The following is a 19,299-nucleotide window of genomic DNA, read 5'->3' on the forward strand; positions in this document are numbered from 1 at the left end:
TAATGATGAATCTTAGGATTCAATGGATAGGGGGACGGATATGTACAAGAAACGGAGTTTGCTCCTTTGCCTGCTGTTTGTAATTCCTTTGTTCCTGGTCGCCGGCTGTTCGGAATATGGCAAGGTGGACCAGGGGCGAGTGGTTAAATTCGATAAGGACAAAAAGACCGTAACGCTCATCCAGGATATGAAAGCGGACCCACAGAATCCAGACTACAGTCATCTGCCTGCGGTGACCTACGCGTTGCCCACAAATCCCAATGAAACGGGTGCCGAGCCGAAAGCCGGCCTCCGGATGAAGCTTGACACCAAGAATCGTCAGGTCGTTATCTATGATCCTGCAACTCGGAGCTTCAAGAATATCGATTACACTCTGATCGACGAAAAAGACAACGTGGCCAAGACGGACGAATTGGTCAAAGACAAGAAATTCCCCATCGTGGACCGTGAGAAGAAAACGATCACGATCTATTCCGGTAGACAGAAGATTTTGGTGACTTTCTCTCTGCCTGAAGAATACTTTGCCCTGCCGGATTATACATGGGATTCCGGCGACGAAGTCCGCATCTACTACAAAGAAGATGGAAAGGCCTTGAGATTCATGAACATCAGCAAGACGGATATTTACAAAAAATAGGCGAATTTGTTAACTTGATAAAAGAGAATCCTCTCCGGAATATTGAAACTGGAAACAATGCCGGAAGGATTCTCTTCTTTCCGTTTGAAGGAGTGGATAAGCCATGAATATGAATTACTCCCAGAAAATAGCCGTTGCGTTGTTGGATGTCGCTCTCATCATAGAACTTTGCGTCAGCATCTATTTTGCCAACAAAGACACTGAAATGTTTACTATTTTATTCATGAAGTACTTCTTTTCCATGCTTATTCCGACCCTCATTTTTGCCAGAATTGCAGTGAAGCGACTCCGGCTGAAGGAAACAGAGTTGAACGCATGACTTTAGATCAGACCAATCATTTGAGGAATCTGTTCGGGAAACTTGGTGCCTTCTTTTGCATCGTATTTCTCGTTGCCGCTGTAGATGGGCTCGTACTTCATTTCAGACAGCCTGAGAATATTTTTCATCTTCTTCGTGGAGAATCTGTCAAAGTGAATGGTTCCTTGAGGGGGGATGTAAATGATATCGGTGAGTTGACATATGTAAGCCCCTCTGATCGCATTCAGGTTGCTTTCGAGGACATTCACGCAGGTTTTTGGCTGGGCGGGAAAATGTGGCGCGGCTTGTTGACGGTGAGTCCCGATCAGGAACCGGGGAAATTTCGTGTGAGTGTGAATCTCAAAGGTGACAATTCCCCAAGGGCGACAACGGTGTTTTATGTCCATGTTTACAACGATTCCGAAAGCATGCGCAAGGATGCCAAGTCTTTTATTCATCGGTACCTGGACATTTCTCCCTGGTTGGTCTTCGCTGCCTTTCTGCCGCTCACCCTGCTCACCTTCGCTTTTGTTTTTTATCTCTCACACCGCAGAGAACGCCTGTTGCTGGAACGGGGGATTGCCGATGTGTATCATATTGCAAGAAAGGAATCCGAATACGAGATTGCCTTCGGCATGGGAACGCTGCATGGCATCGAACCGGGAGCAACCCTCACCCTTCTGGACAAGGAGGGAAATCCCATCCGGAATATCACTGTGAAGAGTTGCTCCATGACCGATGCTGTTGCAACAGTGGATTTGGATTGCGCTGTTCAACCTGGATTCATGGTTTCCAGAAATGACTGAGCATTTTCTGAATCCGACCGACCGATTGACCACGAAGTAGCGGACAAAGCCCGGGCTTCATTGGAGTAGGGCCAGGGCCTAACTTATAAATTTCAACATCATGGGAATGGCGACAAAAGTGCCTACCGCACTCCCCATGTTGGTCAATACGACCACCAGCAGAATCCGCGTGATCTTATTCCGCCAGAATCCCTTCAGAGAAGAAATATCTTCAGGCAATTCCTGAAAGTCTACGACTCTCGGTTTTCTCAGGAAAGCTTCCACCAGCCCCGATACCCAGCCTGCCGCGATCATGGGATTGAGGGAAGTGATGGGAGCGGCAAAGGCAGCGGAAAGAATGGTCACGGGGTGTCCCAGGGCAATGGTTGCTCCGAGTCCAGCCAGTATGGCATTGGCCAGAACCCACCACTTGATCATATCCGTCCCTGAAGCGGTACCCGCACTGTAAAAGCCGGAAGCCATGAGTCCCAGGATCATGAGGGGAAGTCCCCATTTAAGCACATTAAACAGCTTTCCTTTGGGGGGAATTTGTTCCAGTTCGTCCATGTCAATGGGTGCTTCCCAGTATTTTTGAATGCCGGGTACGTGGCCAGCCCCCACAACGGCCACAATCTTCCGGCCCGGGGCGGACCGGATCTTCTGGGCCAGGTACTGGTCCCTTTCGTCGATGAGAATACTCCTGATCTCAGGGAGGGCATCCCCTACTTCAGTAAGCAGAGTTTCCAGAACGTCCCTGTTCTTCATGTTTTCGATATCTTCTTCTTTGATATCGTCCAATGCTCCAAAGGAGGTCATCAATTCGGCCAGCACTTTGATCTTGGACCTGAACCTCATGAGGCGCCATGTTCTGGAAAGGGTTGTCCGCACATCGCGGTCCGCGAGATGGACATGAGCCCCGATGGCTTCTGCGGAGTGAATGGCCTGGATCATTTCTTCGCCCGGCTTGACCCCGAACTTCTTGCCGATCCTTTTCTGAAAGGATGCGAGCATGAGATTGGCGAGGAGGAGAAACGCCTTCTTTTCCTTGATCACTTTCAGGATATTGGTATTCTGCCATTGGTTTTCTTGCGTGATAGCCTGGTATCTGGACGCACAAAGTTCTATGCACACGGTATCCGGCTTTTCTTCTTCGATCACTCTGGCGACGAGATCGACGCTTTCCCGCGAAACGTGAGCCGTCCCGACAAGGAGGACTTCTTTTTCTTCGTATTGCAATCGATGTATGTTTTCAGACTCTGTGATCATGAAGACTCTGTTCGCACTCCTTTCAGGATTGAATGGATCGGTACCTGATCTATATCTTCAGCGATTAAATCCGCCCGTCTATTACGACATCGTCACATCAACCACGGAGACACGGAGGGCACAGAGAAAGACCTTCCAATGAAATCTCCGTGGTTCAGATAAAATCTGACAATGTTAAACCATGATATGTTTCATTATAAATAGTGCAATAAAAAAACAAAGATGGAAGCGCTGCCGGAACTTCCATCTTTGTTCAAAATCAATTGGAATGAGTTGTTATTTTGAAGGCATCTAACGCAGGTAAGCTCCGATTTGCCCTGCTCCGTTGAGAAGAGCAACCGCTTCCGCGCTTCGTATTTCTTCTATTCTTCCTCCCATGTCCAAGGCCCGTTCCGAGGCTGGCCATATGACATCTTCGATTTCCGTGAGGGGTTTTGAACAATAGGGGCATAGTTTATCCGATGGAGAATGGTCTAAAAGGACGTCGCATCCAGCGCAGTGATAGCCATTCATTCGAAGACCGTTTGGATAGACCAGCCGGTATACGCGCCCCTGATTGATGGCATCCAGCGTGGCGTCGAAGCCTAAAACAGCCTTCACTCCCGTGGCCTTGCTCTTGTGTGCGGTGGTGATGAGGTCCTGAACGAGGGACGCTTCCTGTTCCTTTTCAAGCTGTTCGATGAGCGGGAAGGCGGCATCGAAAACCTCATTGCTTTTGGCGGTGACGGAGACTCTGATTCGGTCCACCACTCGTGCACTCACTGTTTTGGGGAGCAACCTCTGCAGCTCTGCCGTAACTTCCTCCGGCCCACCCAGCAAAATGCGGTCGATATCATATTCAAACATAATATCGTGCAAGGTGTCTGAAACGTTTTTCAGAAACTCTTCACTCCACTTAGCGGCTCTTCTTTGGAAAATCATCTGAGATCGCATATGATCGCTTCCAGCCGCGCTGCGGTGTTTCACAGGAGGTTCCTGAAAAATATCGGAGATTTCATCGATTTCACCCATGGAAATCAGGAAGAACCGCGCCTTTTCGCGATCGGCGACGACAACGCCGTACCGTTCATATTCGTTTCTTGCTTCCAGGAGGGGCCGAATATAGGGAGAACCGCCGTACCATGCCTGATTGGCAAAACGGATGGGAAGATCCTCTTCAAAAAAGAAGGATTCGGAAACGTCGCAAAAGAGTACAAGGCTTCTTCCCTTTGCAATGTGAAACTCGGTTTTGCGTCTGGCCCATTCAGCATCTTCCTGGAAATGTCTAAGCTGGTTTTCATCTGTGATCTGAGATTCAAGGTTTTTCAAAATTCCATCCAGGGAGACCTTGTACCCCCCCCGCAGGTTGACCGGATTTGCGGGGTCCAAGTTCAAATACAGACTCAATACAGGAGAATCCTCTCGACCCTTACGTTCCTTGAGTTCCTGAATCGTTTGCGGTTGAAGCACCTTCATCGCTTATTCCTCCCTCTGTTGAGTTGTTGGTCCTCCTGAATGCTTATCATGCATCCCTCTGCTCACGCCTTGCCCGTTGCATTTCTTCCGGCAGGCGCTTTTCTTAATGACCCATGAACATTCAGCGGTTCCCATTAGGGGGATTGTCCTTGCGGCAACGGGCCAACCCGCCCGTCTCGTCTCGATTTCCGACCGAAGGAGAGATCCTTCTTCCATTTCAGGCAAAACTGCCTAGCGGCACCTCTGACAGCGTATTGAATCCCAAAATTTTTGCAGCCTCCTCTTTTGAAGTGGAAATCTGTTTGAGTGTTGAGATACGAAGAGATGTGAGACGTTTTTTGAGTTTACAAGATTCCTCCTTTATTCTAAACCCCTTGTGAACCAAAACGAGCTCCGTATCGAATGGGGCGGTTCATTTAAAATGGTCCAAAGAGAGAAGGGATTGTCAAAGAAGCTTTGTTTGTTCAACCTACCATAATCCGATTTAAAAATTCAGCTATATTTATCTGTATAATCACCATGATCACAGGCGCAATAGCAAGCAGAAGAACCTGCCGCCGTTCCTCGACTGATAACCGTTCGCTGCACAGGACACAGAGAGTGCGGAGAATAAAGAAAATTCAAAAACTTGCGATATCTGCGTAATCTGCGGATATGCCCATATCGCGTGTTTTGTTGAGAAGGACAGGGCGGAGCGTTTGAACCTTCATGAGTGGTAAGAGCCCAAAGGATACGGATGGCGGTCGAAACACCACAGGCAAATCAACACGGCATCGTACAAAAGTTGCACTTTCTTATGGGACGTTTCCCAAAGGGAATGGATTTGAGCCGGGAAGATCTTGCATTGGCCGGCTGGCTCTATTTCTATGAATTGGAAACACGGTCTCAGGGGATCTCCGAATCGGACATCAGGTGGCTGATTCCAGAGGCGGGTAAGCACCTGAAGTTGAATATGGAATCTGCACAAATGCCTCAGGTGGTCCAGAGGTTGATGCGGTTCGGTGTCTTGAGACTCACCATTACAGACAGTAAAAGGAAGGGATACTGCCTGACGCGACTGGGCCGAAGCCTGGCGAAAAACTTGATCGAAGAAACGGATTATAGTTCTGAACAGTTGAATGTACTGTTGAATTCCGCCCTTCGTGAGGTGGATGCCATTCTGAAAGAAGGTGGAGGTACCCTCCTGCAATACCTGCAGCATGTTTTTCTGGGGACCATACGGGAAAAAGTGGAATTCAAACTCCTGGCCATCGAAGAAGATTTGGCGGAACGCAAAAGGGACGTACGACGAGCCTATTCAGGAAGGAATGAAACGGACTTTGAAAGTGCAATCAGGAATATACAATATTGTCGAACGGCTCTGACGGAGCTCGTGGATGCCGTGCAGGAGTCTTCGGCTTGTGTGCGTCTGGAAGGACTCTTGCACAGTTGTATGAATGAAGGACAGGCGCCTGAACTGAGTGATATCCTGGAGCAGTCTCTGCATTTCATTTATATCCTTCGGAGCCGGGTGGATGTGATGTTGAAAGATGTCGTCCTTTTTATACACGACTGTGTCGCATTCCGCTCTCTTGCGTTTACGGTGGATTCCCGGGATCGCCTGCGGCGCATTCAGGAAAGGATAATCGCTCATGCCCTGGAGCATGAAATCCGTATGCCGCTCCTTGAACCTCCCCAGCTGCCTCGATTGGATTTCAAGTGGAATCCTCAGGTTCGGGAAAGGCAAGTGGTTCTTGACGTTCAACGGTTAAAGACACTTGAAGCTTATTCCCCTCCTGAGCTGCCTCCCGTGGAGCCTGCCTGGAAAGAGCCCCTTCTGGAACTGGCCAGAAAAGAGTGGAAAACCTTGTCCCGGCATGGAAAGGTCGATTTTGGGGAATGGGTGCGAAGGCTTGGTGATAAGATACCGGAATCTTGTGAGAGCCCACCCCTTGCGGTCTGGTATCTCAGCCAGGATTGGCCGAAATGGATACCCAAAATCACGCTGGAGCATCAAAAAGGTGTTTGGGTGCCGCTGGGTGAAGAGTGGATGATGGAGGCGTTTTTTATCGTTCCTGTCCCTTGAGGGTTCAAGGCGTGGGATGGATGAGTGGAGCGAAACCCAAAACAATGGAACTGATCATCTGACAATGTCGAATTAGGAGTGGTTCATTTTGGGAAGTTACGATCGAAAGGAGAACCCGCAGGAGGAAGATGCTTTTCTGGTTCTATGGAAAAGGCCGGATTCCGCCCAAAAGGTCGTTCATTCATTGTTGGGAGGCAGGCATATCGATCCCTACCTGGCCGAGGAATTCCAATTCCTGGAAAACCATCCATCGGCGTGGGAAAAGTTTTTTCAATGGATGGGGTATAGATTGAGACGCAGTGAACTGGGTGGGAATCCTTTCTTTTACCTGGATCCAGCTACTGACTTGGCCGGCCGGTCCCGATTGAGCAGGGGAGCGACATTTCTGGGACTCTATCTGGCGTGGCATTTTTTCATGGAGGGGCCGGGGGAATCCGGCTGGATTTCCGCAAACGACATCTTTCAAAGACTGATCAGCAGCTATAAATTTCATTTTTTGCGATCCATCTTCATCAGAAAGCCGGGAAATCTCAGCCCATTGGAACTGAGCGAAGACCAGGCCGAGAAGCTGCGGGGGTATATTCGTAAGGAACTTCAGGAATTGGCAAAATACCGCTTTGTGGATCTCAGGCCAGGTTCCCGATCCGATTGGGAAGATCTTGTCGTGCAAAGGCTTCCCGCCCTTTACCGCTTCTGGGAGCTGGCTCTGCACGTGCGTGGAAACGGCGGCAGCGACCGGGACATCGATATCGATAGTGTGGTGGCTCAAGTTTGGGGCAACGTGGATTCGGAAACGGAGGAAGAGGATCTGTGAATCTTCCCTTTTTCCGCCCCCAGGAGGTTCATGCAAAGGCACTGATACTGGTGGGGTACCGCCTCTATCCCTACACCCGCGTGGAACTGCATCCCAGGCTGACCCTTCTTTCGGGAGGCAATGGCGTGGGAAAGACCACTCTCCTCGATGCCCTGCAGACCGTGATCCTTGCCGACCAGAGATACTTGCACCTCAATGTGGCGTCGGGGCAAAACGACCGGGATCTCGGCGGACAGCTTCAAAATAGAATCGGATGGGCATTGGTTCATATCGGAGGACATTCTAAAATTCAGGCCGTTGGAGTCCTCCTCGCCCGGCGTGCTGCCGCGGAATATGTCGATTTGAAACCCTTCGCCCTTCTCGGAATTCCGCCTGAGGAGAACCTCTTTCTGAATCGTGACAAGGGGGAGGTCGCTTCAGACCTCCGTGCTCTCAATCAGAGCATCAAACGCTTCTCTTCCGGGGCGAGAGTCAAAGAATTCGGCAGTATCAACGATTATCACCGCTTTCTATATGAGGAAGGCCTTCTGCCCCTGGATCTTTCACGGGGAGGAAGGCGACAGTTTTCTCTCCTGTGGCGGCAGGCTACACAGCCTCATCTGGGTGAACTCAACAATTTTCTGCAGCAGACCCTCTGCCACGAACCCGAAAAGAGGCTGACTTTTCAAGATGTGGAAAAACTCATGCATGAGCGTCTCCATACAGAGAGGCAGCTCAATCAACTCTGGCAACTCAAGGAATTGAGTGGAGAGTTGCAGGGGAAGGCGCGTGATCTCGATTATCATAGGCGGCGTTATCTCTCTGTTCAGCTTGGATTGTCGAAACGCCGGGAGGAAAGTCTTTTAAAGGATATTGAAGAGGGGGAGAAGCGTTTTCAGCAGTTGGATGAACGCATTGCAGCCCTGAACCAGGAACTGGACGGCGTCCGTGTGCGGTTGGATGCACTGGGAAAGGAACGCGACCGGTATCTTCGGGAACAGGGGGAGTGGAGCCGCAAGTATAAGCACTACCAGGAATACATGGAGAATCGTGAAATCAGGAAAGAGATTCAAAAAGAACTGGCGGCGGCCGCAGAGGGCATTCTCCCCCTCGAAGAAAAGATTCGAGAGGTTCGTGAAAAGGCTCAAAAGATTCGAGGAGAGATGCTGCTCCTTTCCAATGAACTGGCCCGGCTGAAAAGCGGGGAAGAGAATTTGGAGGGTCAGGTTCGGAAATGGCTGGAATTCAAAAAAGACCTGGAGCGGGCGGGGATACTGCTGCAACGGGAAATTCGATCCCTCTCCGATCTCGAAAGCGCCTGGGTAGAAATCAACGAAGCACGGCGCAAGGTTCAGGAGGTCAAGCCGCTTCGGCAGCTCCTGGGGCAATGGCAATCCCGGGCCAGGGCGCACAATGTCGCCCGGGAACTCGCCGGCAAGATGATCGACCTGTGGCCCGATTTCTTCAATGGCCGAACGCCGGATCGGGCTTTGCTCGACAGGGCTCTGACGGAGCTTCGCAATTTGGAAAAGGATGTAGCGGTGCAGCGGCAGGAGCTTTCGGCAAGCAAAGGACCGCTCAAAGCTCTCATCGATGAACTCTCGCGGGGCCGTATGCCCCTTCCTGCCTCTGCCGGCGAGCTGGTGGAAAAAGGGCTTGCCTGTCCCTTCACGCGGCATTTTGATCACTTGGGGCTGGATGAGGCGCGACACTGCCAGGAGACCATGGGGCCTCTTGCAAGAGCCATCGAACCGGTATCTCTCTTGCCGGCAGGTTCACCCCAGAAACAAAAGCCCATGGAGGAAAAACGGGCTGAAACCGAAGAGACGAAACCATCCTTGGCCGGCCTGGCGTGTGGAAAGGAACCCTTCTGGTTGATTTTGTCTCCCGATGTGTGGAAAGAGTTTCGTGTTCTGGAGCGCACCGAACAAGGCACTATTGCCGGGTTGGGAGGCATCGCCTGGTATACGCCTCATGGGCCTGTCTGGATCGGGGCGGAGGCCAGGCGGGAACAGATACAGCGAGCTCAGGAGAGTATCCTGGAAGTGGAGGGCAAGATCAAGCAGCTGGCCTTTCAGGAGGATCTGATTTCCAGGAGAAGACGGGCGATTCAGGATTTCCTTCCCAAGCTGGATGCCCTGGCGGATGTTGAAGCTCCTCTCAGGGCTGAAGAGCTGAATCAGACCCTGGCTCAGCTCGAAAAAACGGCGCCCGGCGTAGAGAAGCTCTATCCCATGCTCCAGCGGATATTCCAGCGCAGTGAGCTTTTCCATTTTGTTCATGCTTCCGAAGAGATGGAAAAACTCAAAAAACAGCTTCAGGAGATCCATGCTCGCTACAGGCAGATGGACGATGAAGTGAAGGGGTTCAACAACGAAGATGCAAAATGCACCAGGGAACTCGCTTCTTTGAAAGGCCGCCTTCAGGCATTGACCAGAGATTTGGACCGTGCACAGACCATCTGTTCCAGGCTGGAAGAGGAGGAACCCAGAGAGGTTCTCGAGGGATGCGTGGATTTTGGACGCGCTGAAGAACTGGCCAAGCGAATCAAAGAACTGGATGAAGAACGGACAAAGGCGCAGAATGAACTGTTTTTGGGCGAGCGGAAAAACGGAGAACTGCGGAACCGCTACCGGACTCAAAGTGAAGCCCTGGTAAAAGCCAGGCGCGATCTCGATTATGCCCGAAAAGACCATCAAAGGGCTCTGGAATTGTGGACGAGGTATTATCCCGAAGAAGAAGCCGACTATATCTTCGGCGCCCGCCCCGATGAGCGGGAGAGGTACAAGGCGGTTTGGGACAACCTTGTCCAGGTTTTGAGGTCCCGGATAGCCGAAGTGAGTCGCAAGTATGAATTTCACCTTCCCCAGGAAGATCAACCGGATCGCCTGATTCCACAGCTTCTGCAGCTTCTCTTGCCTTCGGGAGTCGCCCTCGACCAGCTCGAAGCCCAGTATGGCCGCCTGCAGCATGAACTGCAGCAGATCGAATACAAAATCAAAAGCCGCGTGGAAGAGGTGCGGTCCAATGTGGAGATGGAAATCCGGTATTTGAGAACTCAACTGGTCAAAGTGAACCGGATCCTGTCTTCGCTGCGATTTGGTCAGATCAAGAAGATTTCGCTCGAACTGGAGGAACTTCCCGCGTATCACGCTCTGCAAAAACTGGAAAGCCTTCTGCGGCTCATCAGCAGGGGAGAATCCATTACCCTGAAGGAATTTGTCGATAAGCTGCGTGCATTTATAAAGAAGGAATCCAACACAACCCTGACGGAAGAACAGATCGCCGATTACCGGTCGTATATTCGCATCCGCCGCATCGTTTTGGACGCCAATGACCGCGCCAGGGAAAGCGGGCTCTCGAGCGGAGAGGCTCTCGGAGTCAACCTGGCTCTCTGCCTGGCGATCCTTTTCTTTATGGGGAGAGAGCAGGGCAACCACAGTGAACGTGGTATGCTGCTGCTGGCTCTGGACGAGGCGGAACGGCTCGATGCCAGGGCACTGGAAACCATTCGGAGTCTACTGGATGAAGTGAGGTGCCAGCTCACCGTCGCCATGCCAAGGCCCGTGGATATCCCCGATTCCATCTGCCACCTTCTGACCCCCCTCTCAGAGGGGGTGACCCACGTGCACCTTTACCGCAAGGAGGATGGGGCAGGAGATACCCTCGCCGGCCCTTGAGCACAGTTTGCGTCAAATCACAGAACGTAAAAGCCCTCGGGATTAGTATGGCGGGGAAAAACCATTGCCGGATGAATTCCTTTGCAGAGTAGGGGTATTTCTTCTCCAGCGCATTCGCCAGAAAGACCCCTATATAGCCTTTGTCGAGGTCGCGCTGGTGCAGATCCTTCAAGGACTCGAGGTGTATTTGAAGCTCGGGGAGGATCGTCTTCGGAAGGGGGACCGTTCGGTCCTTCCGGCCTTTCCCGTCATGAACCGTCAGGACTTCCGCATCGAAATTGAAGCACTGCACCCGCGTCGAAGCCGACATCTCCTTCAATTTACCGAGAAAATGGGAAAGGCTGTCGGTCCGTGCATTGTGGAAGTGATACTTTTCGCAGAAATCCAAATAATAGCGCAGCCACTTCAGGTAGGATGCAAGCGCATTGTTCGGAACCGCCCTGTTCCGCAGTCATTCCACGAATTGTGCCCGCAAAGCCGAATGGATGTTGAGCATATCGAGCTCTCCAGTTTCAGGATATCCTTCCATTTTTCATGATAGTCGGAAAGGACCACCCATAATATCGGAAAATCCTTGCAAGGACTTTATCTATAAAATATAAAATAACATCAGGACGATAGGTGAACCGTTTGTCCACAGAGCTCCACAAATCAGCCTCGATTCTCCACGTTGAGAATCTACGACTTGTTCTACGTCCCGGAGATATACAGAAACTATACAATCACTTGTTATATGGCAATCACACGGTCAGAATATGGAGAATGAGTATGATTAAGATTAATCCTCTCGACCAAGAAAGGAGCGAATTCAAGGATAATGATTTAGTGTGCTATTGTTTCCAATATACGAGAAAACAAATAGAAGAAGACTACTTAGAAAATGGACGTTCGATGATTCTCGAAAAAATTGCACACGAAAAGAAAATTGGTGGATGTGATTGCGCTCACAAGAATCCGAGACGTCGCTGATGTTTAGCTGATGTCCGCCAGGTGGTGGATAACATAGCAACAAATACCATATAACCTACAAGGATAGAGGGGAGCAATAGAGGGGTGGGGAAAAGCATCCCACCCCTCTATTAGACACCTTCTCGATTAGACCATGGAACCCCATGGATTGAGTGTCACCCGGAGGTTATGGAGCGCACAGCATATCTCCATGACGAGGTCTCTTGTTCCCTGTCTGAGAAGACGTGTCGTGTCCCTGACTATATGGCAGTGTTTGATGCTGTTCATCACATGCTCGATACGCACACGCACTTTGGAGACCTCCCGGTTGGCTTCCTTTTGTTCCGGTGTGAGACTTCCACCAGGCGGTTTCTTATGGGGCATGATGATCTCGACACCAGGCAGATCAAAGCCCTGAAACCCGAGATCCTGCATGAGGTAACTCTCCTTCGGCAGGGGATAGCTGCTCGAGTCCGCAATGGTTTTGTCGTGGACGGAACCTGGATGCGTCAGGCTCAGAAAGAGGATGTACATGAACTCATTGATCAAGATGACGTTTTTCATGGTGTGGTGTTTCTTCTTCCCGCTGTAGTAGCTCCTCTGCTTCTCGGGATCCTTGGGCCGTTGGATCGGCCGCTCGGTTCCATCGTGGCAAAAAAGGGGGGATCGGTCTTGATTTCGAGCCTCTCCCGCAGATGCTCGACTTGGCGACTGGGTGCAAAGCCGAGGTTTCTCAGGGTATTTCCCAAAATGGGGAGCAGCACGTGGATCCACATGTTCGTTTTGCCAAGCGGCATTCCGAAGAGCTTTCCGTGTAGGGACTGTACCGGATTGTTCTTCAGGTACATGAGCATAAAGAGCAGCCTGTCCTCGGGAGTTGCCAGCGGACAGTTCTTGTAGGTTGAGTAGCTGGTAAGCGATCAGCGAACCCCATCTTTTTTTAGGCTCTCGTTTATGGGAGAGTGACCTCCAAAGTTGAAGGAGGAGGTCAAAGATGGAGAAGAAGCCACGGTTAGAAGAAAACGAGGAGAAGCGAAGGTTTTGGGAAGAGCACCTCAAGAGATGGGAAACGAGTGGGATGACCCAAAACGAGTACTGCCGGCAAAACAGGCTCAAAGTGAACCGCTTCATTTACTGGAAGAAAAAGTGTCCGCAAAAGTCCACCGTCTCCCTGGTGGAGTGGTCGGGGACGAAGGAGGAGAAAAGCAGCGTCGTTGCTTCTGGGGGGCCGCTTTGCGTGGTGGTAGGGGGGCGCTATCGTATTGAGATCGGGCAAGGGTTCGATCCAGGACTGCTGGACGGCGTGGTCCGGGTTTTGAGAAGCCTATGATCTGTATTCCTTCAAACACGCGGGTATTCCTGGCTCCTGGAAACACGGACATGCGCAAAGCCATCAACGGACTGTCGGTTCTGGTGGAAGGGACTTTGGAGCTCGACCCGTTTTCAGGGCATCTTTTCGTGTTTTGCATAAGCGTCTTGGCAAGTACACCTTCCAAGCCGAAGGCTGCCACCGGCCATGGCAGGATGAATCCTTGAAGATGACGGACGAGCGCGTACTGGAAGGCAGGGGTAACCTACTGGAGAGAGCGAGTCAACTGCTCCGGGGTGAGCATCTGAGGAAGCAAAGCCAGGTGATCTTCCTCACTGCGGGCAAAGGGAAGTCTCTCAAAGAGATAGCGCAGATACTGGTAAGGTTCCAGGCCGCAGGCTTTGGCTGTCTCAATCAGGCTGTAGAGGGTGGCGGCAGCCTTGGCTCCGTTGGGGTGCCCGTTGAACAGCCAGTTTTTTCGACCGACCACAAAGGGTCGGATGGCATTCTCCGCCATGTTGTTGTCTATGGGAATGCGGCCGTCCTCCAGATAGCGGATGAGTTTGTGCCAGTGGTTGAGGGCATAGCTCAGGGCTTTGCCCAGAAGCCCCTTGGGTGGGGTCTGCGGCAGGCGCCCCTTCATCCAGGCTTTAAACTCCTTGAGGATCGGCTCGGCTTCTTTTTTCCTGAGAGCACGGATTTCGTCAGGAGTAAGCTTGCGCTCCCGCGCCACCTTTTCAATGGCGTAGAGCTTTCGGATGTATTCGAGGGCGACCTCGGCACTCCCGGTCTTCTTCGCCCCCTTTCCCCGGGCATCGATGACTTTGACGAAGTTTCTTCTCACATGCGCCATGCACCCGATGAGCACAATCCTGGACCCCGGCCTGTCGAACTGATCATAGGCCGAGAAAGCATCGGTTTGCAGATACCCCTGGTACCCCTCGAGGATCTCCCTGGGAACATCCCCCGATCTTGTAGGGGCATAGTGGAAGAGGACAACAGGTTTTTGCGGGTCTCCTCCCCTGAAGACCCACATGTAGGAATACGTGGTGTTGGCACGTCCCGGCTCAAAGAGGACCTGCACGGGAGTCTCGTCGCAATTGATGAGGACCCCCGATTTGAGCTCCCTCTGAAGCATCTCCATGATCAAGCGGCACCGATCGCCTGCCATCACCATCCAGGAGGCCATAGTGGATCGGGGGATCTCGATTCCGTAACGCTCAAGGATCTTTGAGAGCCGGTAGAGCGGGGTGCCGTCGGCGTATTTTGCGGTAGCCACATAAGCAAGGGTCCCTGCCGTGGCAATCCCCTTGGGGATCATCTCTGGAGGAGGCTCGGCGATTCTGACCGCTCCCCCTTCGCTTTCCACTCCCTCGCAGCCTTTGCACGCGTACTTGGGGCGAATGGTGCGAATGACTTGAACCCTGGCGGGGATGATGTCGAGCTTCTCCGATACTTCCTCGCCGATCCGCGAAAGTGTCGTTCCACAGGCACAGATCTTCTCTTCCTCGGCAATATCGTGGATCACTTCCACGCGAGGCAGATGTTCGGGAAGAGGCTTTCTCCTGGGTTTTTGCCGGGTGTGGGCAGGGACTTCGATCTCTTCGGTCACCGGCTTTTCTTCCGCACTCACTTCAGCTTCGTTGAAAAGATGGAGCTGGCGAGGGTCCTCCTCCACAGGGCGTTTTTCAGAACTGCGCCGGAAGAGCTCGTTTTGAAGGAGCCTCAACCGTTCCTCCAGGAATTCGATGCGGGATTCATACCGTTGCTTCTGGTCGAGAAACGCCGCTTCCTGATCTCGGATGATCGTTTTGAGCAGTTCAAAATTATTGGGTAAAAGGACCTCATTAAAAAGGCCTTCTTTAACAGTTCCTTTTGTAATGATTCCGGAGAATAAACCGCTTTTAGAGAAGGGTGGAGTAGTGCAAATCCCGGTGGGGATGGAGGGCGGTGAAATCGAGCCCCTCGAGAAGGAAAGACAGGTCCCTCAGACCGATCTCCATCACCTGCTCTCTGGTTTCAGGCCAGCGGAACCGTTCCTTCTCCAACCTCTTTTGAAAAAGGCAGAACCCGTTCCTTTGCCAATAGAGGATCTTTACGGTCGATCGACTTCTGCAGAAGACGAAAAGATGTCCTGAGAAAGGATCGAGCGAGAGCGTCCCTTCCACAAGAATCGAGAGTCCGTTGATCTCCTTGCGCATGTCGGTACTGCCCAAAGCAAGATAGACCCGGGTGTGCTGCGGCAGGGCGATCATCGGTCGAGCACCTCGAGGAGGTCGCGCAGAGTGTCTGCATCAAAGCCCGCTTCGATCCGGATGGTGTACCGGGAGCCCACGGTGAGACTGAGGGGCTTAGGGAGAGAGCAAACCGGAGCTGCCAGGGGGACCTCCACAAGGCAGAGCGAGTCTGTTCCTTTCGTGCGTTTGTGATAGCCGAAGGTCTTGACGCTCAGTCCATGCCTTCGACAGTATTCGGCCTGCGACAGACCACCTGCTTGCCATTGAGCCAGGTGGTGCTCCCAGAATTTCTGCCTTACTTCATTGTCAGTCGATTGGGTCTTCTTCATTGATCGCCTCCTTCATAAAGTGTGAGGCGATCTTGGCACACTATTGGTTTACCCGAAAGATGGGGTTCCCTGATCGCTTACAAATATATGAAAAAGAAATGCCTGAATTGTTGCTGTCGGTTGTCAAACAAGGGATAAACATGTACCGTGAGGCAGGTTTGATATAGCCCTGATATGAGTAGACGCTAATCGGGTAGCCGGGGGGTTTTCTCCCCCACAGCAATAACGATTGATTTTTCTTCGCACAGTAAATCGGGATAAAATCAAAAAACGAGAGGGCTTCCTCTCAAGAGAGAAAATAATTTCTTCACGCTCAACTGGAGTTCCCGTTGGGTGAAGGAGGCCGCATTGAAAAACAATCTCATTTTTGATTTCCGAACCATGAATCCTACCACGGACAGCGCTGAGCAGGAGCAGGAAGCTCTGATCGGAATTCTCATCAAGACGGTGGAGCATTTCTTCGGTGGTTTCCAGAAGATTTTTGGAGGCGCATCCGATCCGAGAGACCAGAGGAAGATCAACTACCCTCTTGCATCTCTTTGCTTTGCAGGAGTTCTCATGTTCTTGCTGAGACTCGGAGCCAGAAGACAGGTCACATACCAACTCCGAAAGAATGAGCCCTCCAGGGAAAAGTTCGAGATCCTTTTCGGTGTCGACTCCTTTCCCCATGGTGATACCCTTAATGATCTCTACCTCAGGCTCTCTCCGCAAGAGGCTCAAGAGGCCGTTACCGGGATGGCCGAAACCCTCATCAGAAAGAAGGTGCTCTCTCGCTGGAGACTTCGGGGCATCTACTATGTTGTGGCTGTCGATGGGACGGGGACCATTTCCTTCGACAAGAGACATTGCCCGTACTGTCTCACCCGGACTCACGGAACCAAGACGATCTACTACCACGAGGTGCTCGAGGCAAAGCTCGTGACCCCAAACGGATTCGCCTTCTCCCTTATGACGGAATTCATCGAGAACCCCGGGGAGAATCCCGGCAAACAGGACTGTGAGCTCAAGGCTTTCTACCGGCTTGCACAAAGACTCAAAGAAAGATTCCCCCGGCTTCCCCTGTGCATCAGCCTCGATAGCCTCTTTGCCGGCGGCCCCACCTTTGACCTGTGCAACCGATACGGCTGGAAGTTCTTGATCGTTCACAAGGATAACCTCCCCTCCGTTGAGCAACAGTTCGAGGCCCTCCAGAGATTCCATCCTGAGTGTCACCTCGAGTACCGGACAGGCAAAGAAGCCAGAATTCACCAGCAATACCGGTGGGTAAACAACATTCCCTATATCGATACTGAAAACAGAGAGCACTCCCTTTGCGTTCTCCGGTGCCTTGAGACCAAACCGGATAAGACAGGGCAGATCAGGACCACTCGATTCCAGTGGGTTACCAATTTCAAAATCAGTCAGGCAAGCGCCATCGAAATAGCCAACGATGGAGGAAGGAGCAGATGGATCATTGAAAACGAGGGCTTCAATGTCCAAAAAAACGGGGGATTTGAACTGGAACATGTTTACAGCAACAATGATGTCGCCTGCAAGATCTTCTACCTTCTCTTGCAGATCGCCTGCACTCTTTTTCAGCTCATCCAAAGAGGCAGTCTCTTTCGGAGAGCTTTCCCCACGGGAGTGGGATCGGCCAAAAACATCGCGTTCAGACTTCTCGAAGCTTGGCGCAACCTCAGGCTCGCTCGGGACTTCCTCGATAGAGTCCGGGCACAGCCATTCCAAATACGATTTGACACTTCCTGAAGGATGTCCATGTTCCAGGCTCTGATCCCCCATACATCTATAAATCTTTATAAACAGCACCAGAATGAGTGCACATGGGATAGCTGTATCTTCAACCTGGGATCAACTGCATTGAACGCCATGGGAGCACTTTTGAGCTGTGGTTAGATCTACTGGATCTTCACTGCTGTCTCCCCCAGCCCTCAGTCGAGTAGCCCAGGGGAATCTCACCCCCAGGCTCTCACAGATCCGTACGTGAACCTCTCGATTCATACGGCTCTTCATGTCCACCCACCGCAGTAGGTTTTGCGTTACTCACGGATTCCTCCCGTTTCCGGTTGATCCGTTTAAAACTTTGGACATGTTACCCCCTTCGCTCCACCCCCATTACAGGGGCTTCCTCACTACCACGGACTGTTCCGCCCCTATACTCCGCATCGGTACTCTCATCCTTGTGGGGCCTCCACTTGGATTTCTCCCTTCACATCGGAGTCGTAGGTTCCCACGTTCCGCACAGAAGCCTGCACCACGTTCGCACCGCCTTCATGCCGGCCACCACCTGGACAGTAAGCAGGTCTTCTCCAGGCTCATCCCGGGTTAACGACTCCCCCCCCGGTTTTGATGGCGTCCCTACGCTTTCGACACTTTATCAGCGATTCACTTGTGTTCGTCTCCATGGCGCTCACCTGATGCAGTCAAGCTGCACCTTTTCCTTAACGCTCACCACCATGGCTTTTGACCACAGCAGCTTAAGGTGGTTTGAAGCCTCCACCTGTATGGCGGCTCCGAGGGGCCTGCCCTCATCTTCCGTGCAGCATGGCTGCAGTTTTAAGAGCTACATTTCCAGTTCCTTTCTGCGCCTTCGTGGCGCACAGTCGTCGGCGTAACGGGCGAAGTGATGACCTCGACGTTCCAGCTCCTTGTCCAGGTCGTCCAGGACGGCGTTGGACAGCAGGGGTGAAAGAGGTCCCCCTTGGGGGACCCCGATTCGGGTATCCTGAAGCTGACCATCAACCAAAACCCCGGCGCGAAGGTATCGTCCGATGAGGCGCAGGACTCGCTTGTCGCGGACCTTTCGGGCCACGCGGTGCATCAAAACATCGTGGTCTACAGTATCGAAGAACTTGGACAGGTCCAGATCTACGGCAATGCGGTAGCCTTTTCGGATGATTTCCCGAACCTGGTACACCGCATCATGGGCAGACCTCCCGGGGCGAAAGCCGAAGCTCGCATCCGAAAAACACGGATCAAAGATCGGCGTCAGCATCTGGGCTCTGGCTTGTTGGATCAATCGGTCCAGGACCGTGGGGATGCCGAGCGGGCGGGTCCCGCCCGTCGCTTTTGGAATCTCCACCCTGCGGACCGGTGAGGGTTGGTAGGTACCTGCAAATAGCGAGTCACGGATTTCTTCCCAGTGGTCATGGGCGTAATCGGGAAAGGCCTTGATGGACATGCCGTCCATTTCGGCCGCTCCTTTATTCGCCTTGACCCGTTTCCAGGCTTGCTGCATGTTTTCTCGGGATAGAATCCGCTCCAGTAGGTCATCATCCGGATGGGCCAGGTGCATGCCAGGTAGGTCTCACCGGATAAGGACGTGAACTGTGACGACACAACCGCGGCATTTACCGTATCCCCTGAATCCGGGGTTCCGTCATGTCGTGCCGACTTGCCCAGGGACTCGGCCTTGTATGCTGTTTCTGTTCGTCGGCTCACCGCTTTGCGCTCCGGCTTCCTCCGGACGGTCCCTCACGGTTCCGCCCTTGCCTTCGGCT

18 protein-coding genes and 2 pseudogenes are annotated in these 19,299 nt (G+C 52.1%); 11 read left to right on the forward strand and 9 right to left on the reverse strand.

Going from position 1 to position 19,299, the window contains the following annotated elements:
• Positions 1-40 precede the first annotated feature (40 nt).
• Both QMG16_RS03400 and QMG16_RS03405 read left to right on the forward strand, forming a co-directional pair.
• Positions 41-637: a DUF4881 domain-containing protein gene (locus QMG16_RS03400; RefSeq protein WP_281792266.1), complete on the forward strand. Its 597-nt coding sequence runs from the start codon at positions 41-43 to the stop codon at positions 635-637.
• 103 nt (positions 638-740) lie between these two features.
• Positions 741-956, forward strand: a complete 216-nt coding sequence (locus tag QMG16_RS03405) for a hypothetical protein (RefSeq protein ID WP_281792267.1) — start codon at positions 741-743, stop codon at positions 954-956.
• 2 nt (positions 957-958) lie between these two features.
• Here QMG16_RS03405 and QMG16_RS03410 read toward each other — a convergent pair whose 3' ends face one another.
• Entirely contained in the window at positions 959-1,084 is a 126-nt protein-coding gene (locus QMG16_RS03410) for a hypothetical protein (protein WP_281792268.1), read from the reverse strand.
• 24 nt (positions 1,085-1,108) lie between these two features.
• Here QMG16_RS03410 and QMG16_RS03415 point away from each other — a divergent pair, with 24 nt between their 5' ends.
• Positions 1,109-1,741 carry a hypothetical protein gene (locus tag QMG16_RS03415; protein WP_281792269.1) on the forward strand — a complete coding sequence of 211 codons (633 nt, stop codon included), beginning with the start codon at positions 1,109-1,111 and terminating at the stop codon, positions 1,739-1,741.
• 78 nt (positions 1,742-1,819) lie between these two features.
• Here QMG16_RS03415 and QMG16_RS03420 read toward each other — a convergent pair whose 3' ends face one another.
• Together QMG16_RS03420 and QMG16_RS03425 are read right to left on the reverse strand one after the other, a co-directional pair.
• Entirely contained in the window at positions 1,820-2,986 is a 1,167-nt protein-coding gene (locus QMG16_RS03420; RefSeq protein ID WP_281792270.1) for a TraB/GumN family protein, read from the reverse strand.
• Positions 2,987-3,277: 291 nt separating this feature from the next.
• Entirely contained in the window at positions 3,278-4,441 is a 1,164-nt protein-coding gene (locus QMG16_RS03425) for a baeRF10 domain-containing protein (RefSeq protein WP_281792271.1), read from the reverse strand.
• Positions 4,442-5,177: 736 nt separating this feature from the next.
• On the opposite strand from QMG16_RS03425, the gene QMG16_RS03430 reads away from it, so the two are divergent.
• The 5 genes from QMG16_RS03430 (at position 5,178) to QMG16_RS03450 (ending at position 11,948) form a co-directional block, all read left to right on the forward strand.
• Positions 5,178-6,506 carry a hypothetical protein gene (locus QMG16_RS03430; protein ID WP_281792272.1) on the forward strand — a complete coding sequence of 443 codons (1,329 nt, stop codon included), beginning with the start codon at positions 5,178-5,180 and terminating at the stop codon, positions 6,504-6,506.
• Between the two features lie 88 nt (positions 6,507-6,594).
• A complete protein-coding gene (locus QMG16_RS03435) occupies positions 6,595-7,320 on the forward strand; it encodes a condensin complex protein MksE (protein WP_281792273.1) in 726 nt (241 codons plus the stop codon).
• The gene (locus QMG16_RS03440) at positions 7,317-10,979 is read left to right on the forward strand and encodes an ATP-binding protein (RefSeq protein ID WP_281792274.1); all 3,663 of its coding nucleotides are present in this window, start codon (positions 7,317-7,319) and stop codon (positions 10,977-10,979) included. The genes QMG16_RS03435 and QMG16_RS03440 overlap by 4 nt, the downstream gene beginning before the upstream one ends.
• Before the next feature lie 64 nt (positions 10,980-11,043).
• On the forward strand, positions 11,044-11,517 hold the full coding sequence (locus QMG16_RS03445; RefSeq protein WP_281792275.1) for a hypothetical protein: 474 nt from the start codon (positions 11,044-11,046) through the stop codon (positions 11,515-11,517).
• A 230-nt stretch (positions 11,518-11,747) separates the two neighbouring features.
• Positions 11,748-11,948, forward strand: coding sequence for a bacterioferritin-associated ferredoxin (locus tag QMG16_RS03450; RefSeq protein WP_281792276.1), 201 nt, complete (start codon positions 11,748-11,750; stop codon positions 11,946-11,948).
• Between the two features lie 126 nt (positions 11,949-12,074).
• Here the strand turns inward: QMG16_RS03450 and QMG16_RS03455 are convergent, their stop codons facing one another.
• Together QMG16_RS03455 and QMG16_RS19505 are read right to left on the reverse strand one after the other, a co-directional pair.
• A complete protein-coding gene (locus tag QMG16_RS03455; RefSeq protein WP_281792277.1) occupies positions 12,075-12,701 on the reverse strand; it encodes an HARBI1 family protein in 627 nt (208 codons plus the stop codon).
• Positions 12,677-12,811: pseudogene (locus tag QMG16_RS19505) on the reverse strand (transposase family protein); the annotation flags it as partial. The pseudogene QMG16_RS19505 and the gene QMG16_RS03455, both read right to left, overlap by 25 nt.
• 110 nt (positions 12,812-12,921) lie before the next feature.
• On the opposite strand from QMG16_RS19505, the gene tnpA (QMG16_RS03460) reads away from it, so the two are divergent.
• Positions 12,922-13,257 carry an IS66 family insertion sequence element accessory protein TnpA gene (tnpA, locus tag QMG16_RS03460; RefSeq protein WP_281792278.1) on the forward strand — a complete coding sequence of 112 codons (336 nt, stop codon included), beginning with the start codon at positions 12,922-12,924 and terminating at the stop codon, positions 13,255-13,257.
• Entirely contained in the window at positions 13,254-13,463 is a 210-nt protein-coding gene (gene tnpB / locus QMG16_RS03465) for an IS66 family insertion sequence element accessory protein TnpB (RefSeq protein ID WP_281792279.1), read from the forward strand. Before tnpA (QMG16_RS03460) ends, tnpB (QMG16_RS03465) begins: the two co-directional genes overlap by 4 nt.
• 38 nt (positions 13,464-13,501) lie before the next feature.
• On the opposite strand, the gene tnpC is transcribed toward tnpB (QMG16_RS03465), so the two are convergent.
• Genes tnpC through tnpA (QMG16_RS03480) form a run of 3 tightly spaced genes read right to left on the reverse strand, consistent with a single transcriptional unit; the run spans position 13,502 to position 15,802 of the window.
• Positions 13,502-15,118 carry an IS66 family transposase gene (gene tnpC / locus QMG16_RS03470; RefSeq protein ID WP_444979687.1) on the reverse strand — a complete coding sequence of 539 codons (1,617 nt, stop codon included), beginning with the start codon at positions 15,116-15,118 and terminating at the stop codon, positions 13,502-13,504.
• 22 nt (positions 15,119-15,140) lie between these two features.
• Positions 15,141-15,491 (reverse strand): IS66 family insertion sequence element accessory protein TnpB, encoded by a 351-nt coding sequence (gene tnpB, locus QMG16_RS03475; protein WP_281792281.1) that lies wholly within the window; start codon positions 15,489-15,491, stop codon positions 15,141-15,143.
• Positions 15,488-15,802, reverse strand: a complete 315-nt coding sequence (gene tnpA / locus QMG16_RS03480; RefSeq protein WP_281792282.1) for an IS66 family insertion sequence element accessory protein TnpA — start codon at positions 15,800-15,802, stop codon at positions 15,488-15,490. The genes tnpB (QMG16_RS03475) and tnpA (QMG16_RS03480) overlap by 4 nt, the downstream gene beginning before the upstream one ends.
• 348 nt (positions 15,803-16,150) lie before the next feature.
• On the opposite strand from tnpA (QMG16_RS03480), the gene QMG16_RS03485 reads away from it, so the two are divergent.
• Positions 16,151-17,548, forward strand: coding sequence for a hypothetical protein (locus QMG16_RS03485; protein WP_281792283.1), 1,398 nt, complete (start codon positions 16,151-16,153; stop codon positions 17,546-17,548).
• Between the two features lie 853 nt (positions 17,549-18,401).
• Here QMG16_RS03485 and ltrA read toward each other — a convergent pair.
• Positions 18,402-19,094: pseudogene (gene ltrA, locus QMG16_RS03490) on the reverse strand (group II intron reverse transcriptase/maturase); the annotation flags it as partial.
• Positions 19,095-19,299 lie beyond the last annotated feature (205 nt).

It is taken from the genome of Desulforhabdus amnigena, assembly GCF_027925305.1.
Classification (GTDB): domain Bacteria; phylum Desulfobacterota; class Syntrophobacteria; order Syntrophobacterales; family Syntrophobacteraceae; genus Desulforhabdus; species Desulforhabdus amnigena.